We start from the raw sequence: 14,505 nt of genomic DNA, 5'->3' as shown, positions 1-14,505 counted from the left end.
CCACCAGATGCTGCTCACGCTCGAAAGCAACGGCCTGATCCGCAGGCAGCCACGCATCGCACGCAGTGTCGAACTACTCATCCACCACAACTGCCTGCCAACATTGCAGCCAAACCAAACCGTCAAATCCTCTGTGCAGAGGTACTAGCAACAGTGGCAGTTGCACGTCCCAGGACCGCAAACTCGATGCGCAAGGTGCGTGAAGCCTATACCTCCACAGTATAGCGGGTATACGAAAAACCTATTTTGCGTTTGTGCGGCTTTCCTGGACTATCGAGCCGGCCCTGGAGGAGGGCCACGCGCTAGATCATCTAGCATCCAGGGAGGATTTCATGAAAAGCTTTGCCGCAGCGTCGCTGCGAACGATGGCGCTTGCCTCATCCCTTGCCTTTGCCGGCCACGCCATCGCGGGCGTGAACGAGCTTCCCGACACTATTCAGAAAGAGCTCTATTCCAAGGCGATGCTCGACCCAAGTCAGCCGATCGGTGACAGCGCCTATCGCGATTTCGTCGCCAAGCGGCCGCCGCCGTGGAAGATCGGCTATGCATCCAGCTACGCCGGCAATACCTGGCGCGCCGCGGTCATGGATCGCCTGCAGAACACGATCATTCCCAAATGGAAGAAGCTGGGCCTGGTGTCCGACGTGATCATCACCCAGTCCAACCTGAATGACTCCGTCCAGATCCAGCAGATGCGCCAGCTGGTCGACCAGGGTGTCGACGCCATCATCGTCTGCTGCTCCAATCCGACGGCTCTCAATCAGACGGTCGAATATGCGCATTCCAAGGGCGTACCGGTGTTTTCCGGCATCGGCTACCTGACCAGCCCCTATTCGATCAACTCCTCGGCGAACTTCGTTGTCGGCGGCAGTATGCTCGGAGAATGGATGGCCAAGGAGATTGGCGGCAAGGGCAATGTGCTGGTCGTCGAGGGTATTCCCGGCACCTCCGCATCCGACAGCCAGAACACCGGCATCCAGGCGGCACTTGCCAAATATCCCGATATCACCATCGCAGGCCAGATCGCCGGCATGTGGACCGACCAGGTGGCGCAGGCGGAAATCCAGAAATGGATGGCGACCAATCCCGGAGATCTCAACGGCATCATCATCCAATCGGCCTCCGAACTCGGTGCCTTGCGGGCCATGAAACAGTCCGGCCGGGACATGATCCCGATCACCATCGGCTCTGAACTTGGTGCGCTCTGTTACTGGCGCCACAATCCGGATTTCATCTCGTCGGCAATCCATGCCTGGCCGCCCGGCGACGATTTCGAGATGATCTGGAATATCATGATGCGGACGCTCGAGGGCCAGGGCCCGAAGGTGCAGTCGATCCTCGCCAAGCCGATCACCATGTCCAAGGACGAGATGATGAAGGCGATCCCGGCAGATTGCAGCGAGGACTCCGACGGCTGGTACCATCCGGGCATCGACAAATGGGCGAGCGCTTCCTATCTCGACCAGTTCTTCCTGCACCCGGCCGATCCGGAAAAATACACTCCCAAGAAGTGACGATGCCGCGAGCAACCGCCATGGGCTGAGGTCCATGGCGGTGCTTCTGACCTGAACTCCTGCCGGACGCTGCGATGGCCACCGTCTCCGTCGAAATATCCGAGGTGCGCAAGACCTTTGGTCCGACCGTCGCGTTGGCCAGCGTGTCGCTGCGGGCCTTCGAGGGCGAAGTCCACGCCATTATCGGCGGCAACGGGTCCGGAAAGAGCACACTGGCCAAGGTGATTTCCGGCGTTCTGATCCCCGACAGCGGCCAGGTTTCCATCCTCGGCAAGGCTGCAACCACCCCGCATGAGGCGCGTGAACTCGGAATCTCCAACGTCTTCCAGGAAGTGCTCGTCGCCGACGAATGCTCCGTGCTCGACAATCTCTATCTGGGTGCCGATGGCCTGTTGGGCTCATCTCTGCCACGCGAAGAGCGGTATCGCAGAGCCGGCGCCCTGATGGCGGAATTGCTTGGCTTCCCGATCGATCTGGACATGCCCGCAGGAGAGCTGCCGCTGTCGATCAAGCAGTGGATCACCATCATGCGAGCGCTGCTCACCGAACCCAAGGTGCTGATCCTCGACGAATCCTCTGCCGCGCTCGACTTTGAATCCACCGAGCGCCTGTTCCGCAAGATGCGGGAGATGAAGAAGCACGGCTGTGCGATCATGATCGTCACGCACCGCATTGCCGAACTCGTGCGCATCGCCGACCGAGCCACGGTATTGCGCGATGGCCGGACCGTTGGGACGCTCGAAAAGGATGAAATCACCGAGGCGCGCATCCTCGCCCTCATAGCCGGCCCGGAGCGGGAAAAGGCACAGGGCAGTCAGGTCTCGGCGAGCCGGCTGTCCGATTCCGCCGTCCTGCGCATGAGCGAGGTCCGGGTGTGGCCCGAGGCGGCGCCCTTCGACTTCACGCTCTATCCAGGGGAAGTGGTGGGTATTACCGGGCTCGATGGCCAGGGCCAGGCGGATTTCGTCCGCGCGATCGCCGGCGTTCAGCCATTGATGGGCGGCCGTATCGCCATGATCCGGGAGAAAGTGGCGGAAACCGTTGCCGATCTCCACTCGGCCCGCGAAAACGGCATCAGCTATGTGTCGGGCGACCGCAAGAAGGAGGGCATCTTCGCCAATCTCGGCATTTTCGAGAATATGATGCTGCCCGTCTACAGGGCTTATCGGGCCGGTGGCTGGTTCAACTTCATCAACCGCACCAAGCTCGTGCCGGTGTTCGAATGGGAATCGAGCAAGCTTGCCATCAAGATGGGTGACCGGGACAATCTGATCACCTCACTTTCGGGCGGCAATCAGCAGAAAGTGCTGATCGCCAGGGCTTTTGCCGAGAAGCCGGTCGTGCTGGTGCTGAACGATCCGGCGCGCGGCATCGACATCGGCGCAAAGCTCGATCTCTACCGCAACCTGCGCGAATTCGCCGGCCGCGGCAATGCGGTCGTGTTCCTGTCTTCTGAGATCGAGGAATTCCTCAATCTTTGCTCACGGGTGCATGTGTTCCGCAACGGCACCATTTCCTCGGATTTCGAACCGCCTTTCGACACGCATGTGATCCTCAACGCCATGTTCGGCCGGCGGGCGACGGCTGCGCTGCCGGGCGAGGCCGTGGCTGAGGAGGAAGCTGATCCGCACCATCACGCGAGCGATGACGGTGATCACGTGGTCGCCGCCGGTCCGCTGTTCCGGTCCATCTGGGCGGAGGATGGCCGGCCGGCGGCGCGGCCGGTCCGCATCACCAGCAAAACAACCAATGAGGATCAGATGAACCAGTCCGGCTTCCTGCTCATCGCACCGGATATTCCTCAGGGTGCGGTCATTCCTGAGCGTTTTTCGGAGGACAGCCGTCTGTCGCCGAGACTGCGCTGGTCCGGCGTTCCCGAGGGGACGCAAAGCTTTGCATTGTCGGTGACCGATCCCGACCTGCCGGAAGCCTTCAACTTCCCCCGCAGTTTCGCCCATTGGCTGGTCTGCGACATTCCCGGCCATATCCGTGACCTGCCCGAGGGGGCCAGCGGCAGCCTCGCCATGCCGAGAGGGGCTGTAGAGCTCAACTCCGACTTCGTCACTTTCAAGATACCGGGCTTTGGCAGAGGCTGGGGCGGACCCTGGCCGCCGGACCGGCGGCACCGTTACGTCTTCACCCTCTACGCCCTCAAGACACAGAGACTGTCGATCTCTCCGGACGCGGATCTCGCCGCCTTCGCCGCCGCAGTCTTGCCGGTCGCCATAGACCAGGCCTCGTTCACCGCCGTCTACGGGCCGGCCCGCAAACCATTGCCAATATTGGAAACATCTGCCGAACTGACAGGAGGACTGCATGAGTAGATACGGCAGCAGAAAGAGCTTCGATCTCGAATGGATCGAACGCTGGGCGCGCTGCGTCAATGAAGACAGGATTCTGCCGGTGATCGGCAAGTTCTTCACCAATCGCTTCGTGCTCGGTGTGGACGAGACGGAGTTCCTGATCGAGGTGCGCAGCGGCAAGATCGTCAGGATTGCCGAAGGCCTCGTCCCCAACGATTTCGGCTTCGAATTCGCGCTCAGGGCACCGTCCACCGCCTGGTCGAAATTCAGCCAGCCGATCCCGCCGCCGATGTTCAACGACATCTGGGCAATGGCGCATCCGTTGCACAAACAATTGGTGATTGACGGCAACCAGCTTCCGTTCTGGCAGAACATTCGCGCCTTGACGCGGATGCTGTCGCTGATGCGGCAAGTGTGATCCGGGAGGGGAAGATGAACCAGCACGATCCGATCATCGGGCGCTATGTCTACGTGACCTGCCAGGGCAAGACGTACCGGACCTATTATGAAGAAACCGGCGAGGGCATTCCCATGGTCTGCCTGCACACCGCCGGCACCGATGGCAGGCAATATCGCCATCAGCTCTGCGACCCCGATATATCAGGCAATTTCCGGGTGATCGCTTTCGACATGCCGTGGCACGGCAAGTCGATCCCGCCAGCCGACTTCCATCTGATGGAGGACGAATACAAGCTGACGACCAGTTTTTATGGCGAGTTCATCGTCGCCTTCTGCCGGGCACTCGATCTCAAAAGACCGGTGGTCATGGGCCAGTCCATGGGCGGCAATATCTGCCTGCACCTGGCGCTGAAATACGAGAGTGAATTCTCGGCGCTGATTGCGCTGGAAGCTTGTGACTATTCGCCCGGATGGTGGATCTATCCGCTGCACCATCCGCATATCCATGGCGGCGAGGCGGTGGCGACATCCGTGTTCGGCCTGATGTCGCCGGAGAGCCCGGATGATTACCGCTGGGAGACCTGGTGGTACTACGCCCAGGGCGGCCCCGGCATTTTCAAGGGCGACCTGTATTTCTACTCCGTCGACAGCGATTTCCGCGACCAGACGAGCAAGATTTCCGGCCGGACGCCGATCTATTTCCTCACCGGCGAATATGATTTCGCCTGCACGCCGGAAATGACCGAACGCACCGCGGAAAAGGTCAAGAACAGCGAGGTTACAATCTTCTCCGGCGGACATTTCCCGACATCGGAAGATCCGGCGAAGTTCAAGGATGTGATCACGCCAGTGCTCAAGAAGATCCTGCAGAACGATCCGGAACGCCGCGGCTCCGGGCGCGGCATGGCGCCTTCAACCGCGACGCAGGCGTCCGCGTCGAATGCTCGGCCGAGCGGCCGTCGCGTCATCGATCTCTAAGAAACGTTCAGGCGCCGACCGGGGCGGCGCCTGACCCCTTCGCCCATGGACAAAAGTACCGCCATCATGTCGGAACGATCCTCAACGACCAGCACTTATCTTCTGGTGCCGATCTTTCTGATCGCGGTGCTCTTGAGCACGGCTGCCATCCGCAATCCAAGCCTCGTATCCTTGTCCGGTTTCGGCAGCGCCATCATCGTCGCTGCCCCCCTGGTGCTTGCCACCTATTCGCTGATGTCGCTGGCGGTCGCCGGCCGCGGTACCGTCGATCTGGCGGTCGGGCCGCTGCTTGCCTTCATCAACGTGTCGATCGTCAAGCTCAACATGCTCGGCGTGGTTACCGGTCCGTTCGGCGTGTTCTTCGTCGCGCTGGGGCTCGGCGTCATCTACCAGCTTATCTTCGCCCTTATCGTCATCTGGGTCAGGGTGCAGCCGATCATCGTGGCGTTGTCCGGCTTCCTGGCGCTTTCCGGCATCAATCTGGTGATCCTGAAGCGTCCCGGCGGCACGGCGCCGGACTGGATGGGAAGCTGGGGTCTTGGCCAGACGATTTTCTCGCCTGTGCTGCTGATCGTCCTGATTGCCACTGCCGGCTGGCTGCTCTTCACCCTGACGCCATTCTACACCAACCTTCGCATGATGGGTTACGACGAGCGGGCCGCCTGGACGAGTGGGGTGCGGATCAATATCGTGCGCATCGGCGCCCATGTGATCGCCGGACTGTTCGTCGGTCTCGGTGCGATCTGCTACACGGCGCTCATCTCGTCCGGCGATCCGACCCAGGGCACGACGATGACGCTGACGGCGGTCACCGCGCTCGTTCTGGGTGGCGTCAGTCTGGCGGGTGGGCGCGGTGGGGTCACCGGCGCACTGCTGGGCGCCGTCAATCTCTACCTGATCGGCTTCGTGCTCGCGACCTTCAATTTCGGCGCGATCCAGGCCTTCGTCACGCAGATGAGCTATGGCGTCATCCTCGTCCTGTCGCTCTTGCTGACGCTGCTTGTGCCGATCATCGGCCGGCATATCTCGTTCATTTCGCCCTGGGGTGCGTTCGTCGTTCTAGCCTCAGTGGTGATCGGCATCATGCTGCAGGTGGCGACATCGGCGAGCTATCTGCCGGCGGAGACAGCCGCAGTTCCGGCCGGGCCGCTGCTGACCCGCTATCTGATCACGGTTCCGGCGCAGGATAGCGGTCTAGGCATTGCCCTGTCGCCGATCCAGGCCGCCGCACTCCTGGTTGTTGGCGCGCTTGCAATATTCGTCTTCATTGCACGCGTCATCAATGCCGAAGCGCGGACGCGTCACCTCGGCCTGTTCCTCTATCTGTTCATCGCAGTCCTGCTTGTGCTGCTGTTTGCCGTGATCTCATGGCAAAGCCATCTGCCTCTCATCAAGGGAGCCCAGCCGTGACCGACATCAATCCCAGTCCTGGCCGCGAGCCCAGACTGCAACTGCTGCCGATCCCGCGATCGGCGGTGATGATCTGGATCAATCTCGCACTCACCGTCATCATCGCCGCCATCGGCTTCGGCGTCGGTTTTGGCCAGGGCATGAAGGCGCAGGAGGTTATTCTTTCAACGGTCGTCTCTGTCGCAGTGCTGCTCTGGCTGCTGAATTATGTCGTCGTCATCTTCGAGAGCAGGCGGGCCGAGCGGCAGCTGCCGGCCGCAGTGGAGACCGCTTCAGGCAATCGCAGCTTCTGGCAGGCCAATCGCGTGATGATCATCTCCATGGCGATCCTGTTGATCGCCTATCTGATCGTCACTGCATCGGTGCCGGGCTTTCGCTCCATCACCAACCTGATTGCTTTCCTGGTGCTGGAAGCGATCCTGCTGTTCGCCTTCAAGGTCTCGGGCTATTTCGCCCATGGCCGCAGCGCCTTCATCGGCCTGATCGTGCTCGTGGCGCTGATCGTCGTGTCGTCGTTCACGATCAAAGGCTTTCTGTCGGCCGCCAATGTCAAGGCGATCCTGCTGTTCGCCTCGTTTCTCGGCATTGCCTGCGTCGGACAGACGCTGGTGGCGCTGATGGGTGGTCTGGACCTGTCGATCCCGTTCCTGATCGGTGCTTCGAATATCGGCCTGTTGTTCCTCATCAGCCTTGGCGTCCCCTCCTATGTGGCGGTCGGCTTCGTCCTGGTGATCGGCGGAGCCATCGGCTTGCTGAACGGGATATTGAGCTACAGGCTGCAGGGACAGGCACTGATCCTGACCCTCGGCGTCGGCTTTGCCGTGGCCGGCCTGACGCAGATCCTCACCTCGATCGGCTCGGCCTTTTCCGGCAATGTCTTCGGCACCGTGCCGCCCTGGCTGCAGAATCTTGCAGCGATGAACGGCAAGACCTTCGGGCTGGCTTTTCCGCCGACCATCCTCATCTGGATCGCGCTCGCCATTATCGTCATCGTGGCGCTGCGTTATTCCGCCTATGGCCGCTATGTCTATGCGCTCGGGGGAAACCGCCGCTCGGCCAGACTGATCGGCGTCTCCGAGCTCAAATACTGGACGCTCGCCTACACGATATCAGGCGTCTTCTCTGCACTGACCGGCTCGCTGCTGCTCGGCTGGTCCGGTGGCGGCTATATCGGTGTCGGCGACCCCTATCTCTTCACCACGCTGGCTGCGGTCGTCATCGGCGGAACCTCGCTGATGGGCGGCTATGGCGGCTATGGCTTCACGGTCATCGGCGTCCTGGTTCTGCAGGTCCTGAGCTCGTTCCTGATCGGCATCGGTCTGAAATACGAGTGGCAACAATTCATCTTCGGTCTTCTGATCCTGCCGATGGTGGCCCTTTACGGCCGGTCACCGCACATCAGAGCCCAAGTCTAAGGCAAGTCTAAGGGGAAAGACATGTTCGGAGCACTCTACACAACACAGGATGTGGTCAGCAGCGCCTATGCCGGCGCCCTGCTGGCCACCTTCTCGACGGCGATCCTGTGTTTCCTCGGACTGAGCTGGAGCAATGAGAAATGGCGGGTGCCGCTCGCCATGGTCGGCGTCGCCGCCCTGGCATCGTCGCTCGATTATGTCGGTGCGACCTCGCTGTGGCTGACGGCCCATAAGACGAGCGGCGGCATCCGCTTTTCCGCCTGGTTCACAGTGCATCCGCTGCAGGTCGCGGCCATCTATTTCTTCGTCTCAGCCCTCGGCAAGGTGCCGGTCGGCGTCTTCTGGCGGATGACCGCAGCGGCCCTTCTGATGGTGTTCTCGCGTTATCTCGGCGATGCCGGCTTCTTCAACGGCACGCTTGGCGTACTGCTCTCGATCGGCTTCTGGCTCTATATCCTCGGCGAAATGTATTTCGGCGCCATGGCCGACATCGTGCGCAAAAGTAGCCGCCCGGTGCGGCTCGGATATTTCTGGATCCGCCTGATCCTGACGATCGGCTGGGCCATCTATCCCATCCTGCACTTCGTCGACGTTGTCATTGGAGCCGGGCAGGCCTCCGGCGTCGTCGCTCTCTACACGCTCTTCGATCTCATCAATCTCATCACTCCGTCGCTCATCGTTTTGGCCGTTGCCGGCCAGGAACGCTACTGAGCGCGACCGAACTTCCAAAGGCGGCTGCCTGACGAAAGGACACGACAATGACCGGTGCTGATGCAATCGCAATCATTATCCTGCTGACAATCCTCATCGCGGTGGGGGTCTATCTCCTCCACTGGCTCTACCGTCATTCGTCCAAGGACCAGAGCTTTGTGCGCACCGGCTCCGGTGGCGAGAGGGTGGTGATGGGCGGCGGGGCCTTGGTGATCCCGATCATCCACGACATAACCGTGGTCAACATGAACGCCATCCCGGTTGAAATCCGCCGGATTGGCGAGCAGTCGCTGATCACGCGCAACAAGATGCGCGTCGATCTGGTCGCCGAGTTCTTCGTCCGGGTCGTCGCCACCCCGGAAGGCGTCTCGACCGCGGCACGCACGCTCGGGTCACGCACCGAAGACCCGATGGCGCTCAAGGAGATCATCCAAGGCCGGTTCGTCGACGCGATGTCGTCGGTCGCCGCCTCGATGACCATGGAAGAGATCCATCAGGACCGCGCCGGCTACATCGGCCGCGTCGCCGAGATCGCCGGCAAGACGCTCGGCACCAACGGCCTCGAACTCGAAAACGCCTCTCTCACATCCCTCAACCAGTCCGATATTTCGGTCTTCAATCCGGCAAATGCCTTCGATGCAGAAGGTCTGACGCAGTTGACCGAAGAGATCGAGTCGCGCCGCAAACAGCGCAACAAGATCGAGAACGAAGCTCGCATCGACATCAAGTTCAGGGATTATGAAGCCGAACAGCGGTCGCTCGAGATCGATCGAGACCTCGAATATGCCCGCATCGACCAGGCGCGCGCCATCGAGATCCGACGCGTTGCCCAGCTTGCCGAAATCGAGGCGGAACGGTCGACCTCGGCGATAGCCATTACCCAGTCCAAGCTCAAGGCCGAAGAAGAATCCGAACGCATCCAGATCGCCAAGGATCACGCCATCGATTCCGAGCGGATCCGGACCCAGAACGAATTCAGGGCACTGGAGATCGAACGGCAGAAGGAAACCGAGCTCATCGAGATCGCTTCGCGTACCAGGCTGGAGACGGAACGCATCCTCACCCGGCAGCAGATCGAAGCCGAGCGCATCGAGCGCGAGCGGCAGGTGCGGGAAGCCGAGATCAAGTCGCGGCTGGAGATCGAAGTGTTCGATAGCCGCACCGCCACCGAGATCGAACACGCGCGGCTCGATCGGGAACGTGATGTGGAGGCACGCCGCCTCGACACCCAAAGGGAAATCGAGCTCCTCTCGGTCGATAAGGAAAAACTCGTCCGCGTCGCCAACGAGCAGGCTGCGGCGGAACAAGAGCGGGCCGTGATCGCCAAGAAGCACGCCATCGAGGTCGAGCGCATCAAGAAGGATGAGGATGTCGCGCAGCAGGAGATCGCCAAGCAGCAAAGTATCAAGCTCGCCGAGACCGTCAGCCTGCGCAAGGTCGAGGATGCGGCGATCGTCGCCAATCGTGAAATCGAGGAGATGCGCATCGCCGCCTCGAAATATATCGACCGCTTCGTCATCGAGCAGGACATGGAGATCGATCTCGCCGAGAAACGGCGCCTGATCACCGTGGTCAACAAGGCAATCGAGGAAGCTGTTGCCCGTACCAGCGAGGCGGAAGCCCGCAAGCAACTCGCTGCTGTCGAAGAGCAGGTGGCGACAGTGCGCGCCGAGGAAAGCGCTTTGCGTAACAAGAAGGTGGAGGTCATCACCGCCGAGGCGGCGGCGGAGCGTGAAGCTCTTCGGGTTGTCAAACATGCTGAAGCCGAAAAGCTCGCAGTCGAACACCGCGCCCAGGGCGAGATTGCCGAATCCAAGGCCGCCGAGGTGCGCTATGAGACGGATGCCGAAGGCAATCGCAAGCTCAACGAGGCGGAGAACATGCGCAGCGACGAGGCCCGCCGCAGCGCCATTTACGAGCATCTGGTCAAGACCTTGCCGCAGATCATCCGCGAAAGCGTCAAGCCGATGGAGAACATCGAATCGATCAAGATCCTGCAGGTCGATGGCCTGCCTGGCCTCAACAGCCCATCCGAAACCGGCAGCGCCGGCGGTGGTGGTTCGCCGTCGGGAGGCAATATTCCCGACCAGGTCGTCAATTCGGCGATGAAATACCGCACCCAGGTGGCCTTCGTCGACGGGCTGATGGAGGAGATCGGCCTGCCGCTCAAGAATCTCGGTTCGGCCGGCGGCATGTCGTTCCGCAATTTCCCGCCAGTGCCGGGCGGCAAGTCCGGCAAGGATGATGATTGATGGGTGATCGGAGGGGGGAGAATCGTCGGATATGAGCGAAACGCTGCGTTTGGCCGGGGCATTGACGCCGGACTCCCTCTTCTCCCCGGCGGGGAGAAGGTGGCCCGTAGGGCCGGATGAGGGGGCTGCCGCGGGTGGGGCGCCCCCTCATCGCCTCACATTCGTTCGGCACTTCTCCCCGCTGGGGAGAAGAGGGAGCAAGCGACTTATGCAGCAGGTCACATGCAATTGCCGCGCAGGCATAGGAGGAATTTGACCGATGACACCCGAAGACGACAGCGCAGCACGGCTTGACCGGCATGGTCTCGTCATGGCGGTGTGGATCCCGGCGGGATTCGTAGCCCTGGCGCTGTTCCACTATGGCTTCGGCGGAGGCGGACCGCTTTGGATTGCTGCCGGCTTCGGTGCGATCCTCGCTGGCTTTGCTGCGCATGTCGTTGTCAATGCGGTGCTGCACACGGGATTCACCGCCCCCGAGGTGGCGCTGGCACTGGTGCTGTTTCTCGCAGGCGTCCTGGCTTTCGTGATGGCGACGTTGTTTGCCCCAGGCTTCGCGGAACGAAACTTCCTCATTGTGGTTGGCGGGATGGCGGTGCTGGTGGCGACCGTAATCTTCTACATGGTCACCCGGGCAGGTGCGCGCGGTGCCTTCGAGTTCTTCGACATCATTCGTGACAACAACCCCAAGCGGTCCTCGCAATTGCGGGATCGGAGAGGCCGCAAATGACGTCTTTGCTTGTCATTCTCCTCACGGTCCTTGCCGCCTACGGCGTCTACATCGCCGCCCGCATGGCGCGTTCGGCGCCTGCATCCGATTGGTTCGAAGGCGGCCAGCCGACCCTCCCTGGATGGGCGGTGATGTTTTCGTTCGGCGGCATTTGCGTCGCCAGCTACCGCCTGACGGACCACATTGTCCTGACCAGCACGTTTGGCCTGCAGGCCAGCCACGTCGCGATCGGCCTGCTGTTTGCGGCGCTGGCCATGCTGCTCATTCAGAAACGGATATGGCTTGCCGCCAGGATTTCCGGTTGGACGAGCCCAGGCGAGGCGATCGGTGCTTATTACCAGAGCATCACTTTGCGCATCGTGATGATGGCGCTTGCGGCTCTGTTCGGGTTGCCACTGTCTGCCAGCCTGCTGTCCGGCACCGGGAGCCTGATTGCCGAGATCAGCGGCGGAGCGATCCCGCGTGTGACGGCCATCTGGGGAGAAGCCTTCTTCCTTTTCCTGCCTGCCGTCATCGGCGGATGGCGCGCGACGATCTTCATTGTCGCGTTGCAATCGGTCCTGGTCGCGGTGCTGACCCTGACCGTGAGCGGTTTTGCCGAGATCGTTCTTGCCTCCCCAGGTTTCCTGCATGCCGGCATTCCGGTGGCAAAAGGGATTCTGGCCGACCAGATCCCGGGTGTGATCCAATATTCGGCCGGCATCGGCAAGGGCCAGGTTGCCGGCGGCCTCTTCACCTGCGTGAGCATCGCGTCGACGGCGCTGGCCTTCATCGGCGCCGTCGTGTCGCCGGCCTTCCTCTATCTCGGCATAAGCTCGAAAAGCGGTTCGGCCTTGGCGCGCGGCAGCGTGTGGATTATCTCCGGCCTGACTGCGGGCATCCTCATTGTCGTCATGCCCTTTCTCGCAGCGCGGATAGGGCATGGGATTGCGTCGCTTGCGACTGAGCTTGGTGCCGTCGACATCTTCATCGGTGCGGGCCTTGCTCTGGTTTTTCTCGTGGCCGCCCAGCTCGCCATCTCGTTTTTCACCGCGACAGGCGCAATCCTGCTGACGCGGGAATTGATCACCGCCTATGTCCTGCCTGATCTCAGCCGTGCCGGACAACGGCTAGCCGCCCGCATCGGGATTGCGATCGCCTATCTGCTGGTCGCAATGCTCGCAGCTTACGCGCCATTGACATCAACCATTTTTGCCAGCCTCGCTTTGCCGACGGCGGCACAATTGCTGCCGGCGCTGCTGGGATTGGCTTTCGCGCCCTGGATCAGCCGCAGTGCGGTGATCACCGGCCTGATTTTCGGCATGCTCATGGTCTTTTTCACCGAGCCAGCGGGGCTGGTGTTGATCGAAGGCCTGTTCGTGCGCCTGCCATGGGGCCGCTGGCCGCTGACCATCCATTCGGTGGTCTGGGGACTGTCATTCAATTTCGCCGCAGTCCTGCTGGTGTCGATTTTCACCAGGCGTGGCGCGGAGCGGGACCAGCGCGACCGCCTGCATGGTGAATTCGCGGCTCGCTGGCATGTCGACTTCGGCGGCCGCAACGCACGCGGGGCACTGTGGTCGCTGACGCTGATCTGGGCCTTCCTCGCCATCGGCCCCGGCGCCATCCTCGGCAACACATTCTTCAGCCAGCCGATCTTCACCACCCGCACGGCGGCGCTCGGCATCCCCTCCTTGTGGGTCTGGCAACTGTTGTTCTGGCTGATCGGTGTGCCGCTCGTCTGGTGGCTCGCTTATCGATCGCGGCTTGGATTCACCAGTGAGGAGGGTTTGAGACAGCTGCCTGCACAAAAACCTGAACGCCGTCCGACTCCGGCATGGATCGCTGCCGGCCTTGCGCGCGTGATGGAGCGATGAATTCCATGAAGGCCGAGCGGAATGGCATGGATATCCGGCGTTTGCGCTACTTCGTCGCCGTCTGCGACAATGGCAGCGTCTCACGGGCAGCAAGTGCGATCGGCATTGCCCAGCCGGCGCTGACCCGCCAGATCAAGCTGCTTGAAGGCGAGCTTGGCGTGACACTCTTCACCCGCAGCGGCCGCGGCGCGGTTCCGACGGAAGCAGGAACCTACCTGGTGAGTGAGGCACGCCGGCATCTCGACAGCCTCGACAGCCTTGTGGACCACCTGCGCGAGCATTTCTCCGGTAGTCCGGCCCGGGTGACGCTGGGCATATGCCCGACAATCGTGCCGCTTTTTCTCGATCACATCGGCGAGGCCCTGCGCCAGGGGCAGGGTGCGGCGGCGCTTAACGTCATCGAGGCCTATTCTGGAGACTTGCGCAATCTGATGCAAGCCGGCCGCCTCGATCTGGCGCTGACCTATAGCCCGCCGGAGCCGGGCAATCTGCGGATCACCAATCTTCTCTCCGAACGCCTGGTACTGGCAAGCCAGGACGTGCCGGACAAGCCGACGCTCAGCCTCGAAGACATCGACACGATGAAGCTGATCCTGCCGAGCCGGATCCATCAGCTGCGCCGCATCATCGATACCGTCTGCAGCGAGCGACACCATCCGCTGGTGCCGGCGCTCGAACTCGACAGCCTGACCGCTGTCAAGGCACTGGTTGGTGACGGCACTGGGGAATATGCGACGATCCTTCCCTATCACTCCGTCGCTGGCGATGCGGCCGAAGGGCTCTATGAAACCAGGATCATCGATGAGCCGGGCATGGTGCGCACCATAGCACTTCTACAGCCAGAACTCACCGGCGACGGGATTCCCGACGGGCTTGCCGACAGCATCCTGGCGAGAGCGCGCCAGATCAAGCAGACGATGGAAGCGGTTTACTGAGACGG

At 61.5% G+C, this 14,505-nt stretch carries 11 protein-coding genes; all 11 read left to right on the top strand.

The window, feature by feature from the left end:
* The first annotated feature begins 332 nt into the window (after positions 1 to 332).
* The 11 genes from AC1DYF_RS22235 to AC1DYF_RS22185 all read left to right on the top strand — a co-directional run bounded on the left by AC1DYF_RS22235 (position 333) and on the right by AC1DYF_RS22185 (position 14,500).
* Positions 333 to 1,514 carry an ABC transporter substrate-binding protein gene (locus tag AC1DYF_RS22235; protein WP_477878944.1) on the top strand — a complete coding sequence of 394 codons (1,182 nt, stop codon included), beginning with the start codon at positions 333 to 335 and terminating at the stop codon, positions 1,512 to 1,514.
* Positions 1,515 to 1,588: 74 nt separating this feature from the next.
* The gene (locus tag AC1DYF_RS22230; protein ID WP_477878943.1) at positions 1,589 to 3,838 is read left to right on the top strand and encodes a YbhB/YbcL family Raf kinase inhibitor-like protein; all 2,250 of its coding nucleotides are present in this window, start codon (positions 1,589 to 1,591) and stop codon (positions 3,836 to 3,838) included.
* A complete protein-coding gene (locus AC1DYF_RS22225) occupies positions 3,831 to 4,235 on the top strand; it encodes a hypothetical protein (protein WP_477878942.1) in 405 nt (134 codons plus the stop codon). The genes AC1DYF_RS22230 and AC1DYF_RS22225 overlap by 8 nt, the downstream gene beginning before the upstream one ends.
* 14 nt (positions 4,236 to 4,249) lie before the next feature.
* Entirely contained in the window at positions 4,250 to 5,194 is a 945-nt protein-coding gene (locus tag AC1DYF_RS22220) for an alpha/beta fold hydrolase (RefSeq protein ID WP_477878941.1), read from the top strand.
* 66 nt (positions 5,195 to 5,260) lie between these two features.
* Positions 5,261 to 6,604, top strand: coding sequence for an ABC transporter permease (locus AC1DYF_RS22215; RefSeq protein ID WP_477878940.1), 1,344 nt, complete (start codon positions 5,261 to 5,263; stop codon positions 6,602 to 6,604).
* Complete coding sequence (locus tag AC1DYF_RS22210) at positions 6,601 to 8,019, top strand: ABC transporter permease (RefSeq protein ID WP_477878939.1); 1,419 nt, start codon at positions 6,601 to 6,603, stop codon at positions 8,017 to 8,019. The genes AC1DYF_RS22215 and AC1DYF_RS22210 overlap by 4 nt, the downstream gene beginning before the upstream one ends.
* A 21-nt stretch (positions 8,020 to 8,040) precedes the next feature.
* Positions 8,041 to 8,730 carry a bacteriorhodopsin gene (locus AC1DYF_RS22205; protein ID WP_477878938.1) on the top strand — a complete coding sequence of 230 codons (690 nt, stop codon included), beginning with the start codon at positions 8,041 to 8,043 and terminating at the stop codon, positions 8,728 to 8,730.
* 47 nt (positions 8,731 to 8,777) lie between these two features.
* Positions 8,778 to 10,982: a flotillin family protein gene (locus AC1DYF_RS22200; protein ID WP_477878937.1), complete on the top strand. Its 2,205-nt coding sequence runs from the start codon at positions 8,778 to 8,780 to the stop codon at positions 10,980 to 10,982.
* A gap of 259 nt (positions 10,983 to 11,241) precedes the next feature.
* Positions 11,242 to 11,709, top strand: coding sequence for a hypothetical protein (locus AC1DYF_RS22195; RefSeq protein ID WP_477878936.1), 468 nt, complete (start codon positions 11,242 to 11,244; stop codon positions 11,707 to 11,709).
* A complete protein-coding gene (locus tag AC1DYF_RS22190) occupies positions 11,706 to 13,565 on the top strand; it encodes an SLC5/6 family protein (RefSeq protein WP_477878935.1) in 1,860 nt (619 codons plus the stop codon). The genes AC1DYF_RS22195 and AC1DYF_RS22190 overlap by 4 nt, the downstream gene beginning before the upstream one ends.
* Positions 13,562 to 14,500, top strand: a complete 939-nt coding sequence (locus AC1DYF_RS22185; RefSeq protein ID WP_477878934.1) for a LysR family transcriptional regulator — start codon at positions 13,562 to 13,564, stop codon at positions 14,498 to 14,500. The genes AC1DYF_RS22190 and AC1DYF_RS22185 overlap by 4 nt, the downstream gene beginning before the upstream one ends.
* Positions 14,501 to 14,505 lie beyond the last annotated feature (5 nt).

The sequence above is a fragment of the Rhizobium sp. P2_G9 genome (assembly GCF_056403475.1).
The sequence above is the reverse complement of the archived record's forward strand: the minus strand, read 5'-3'. Positions and strand labels throughout refer to the sequence as shown.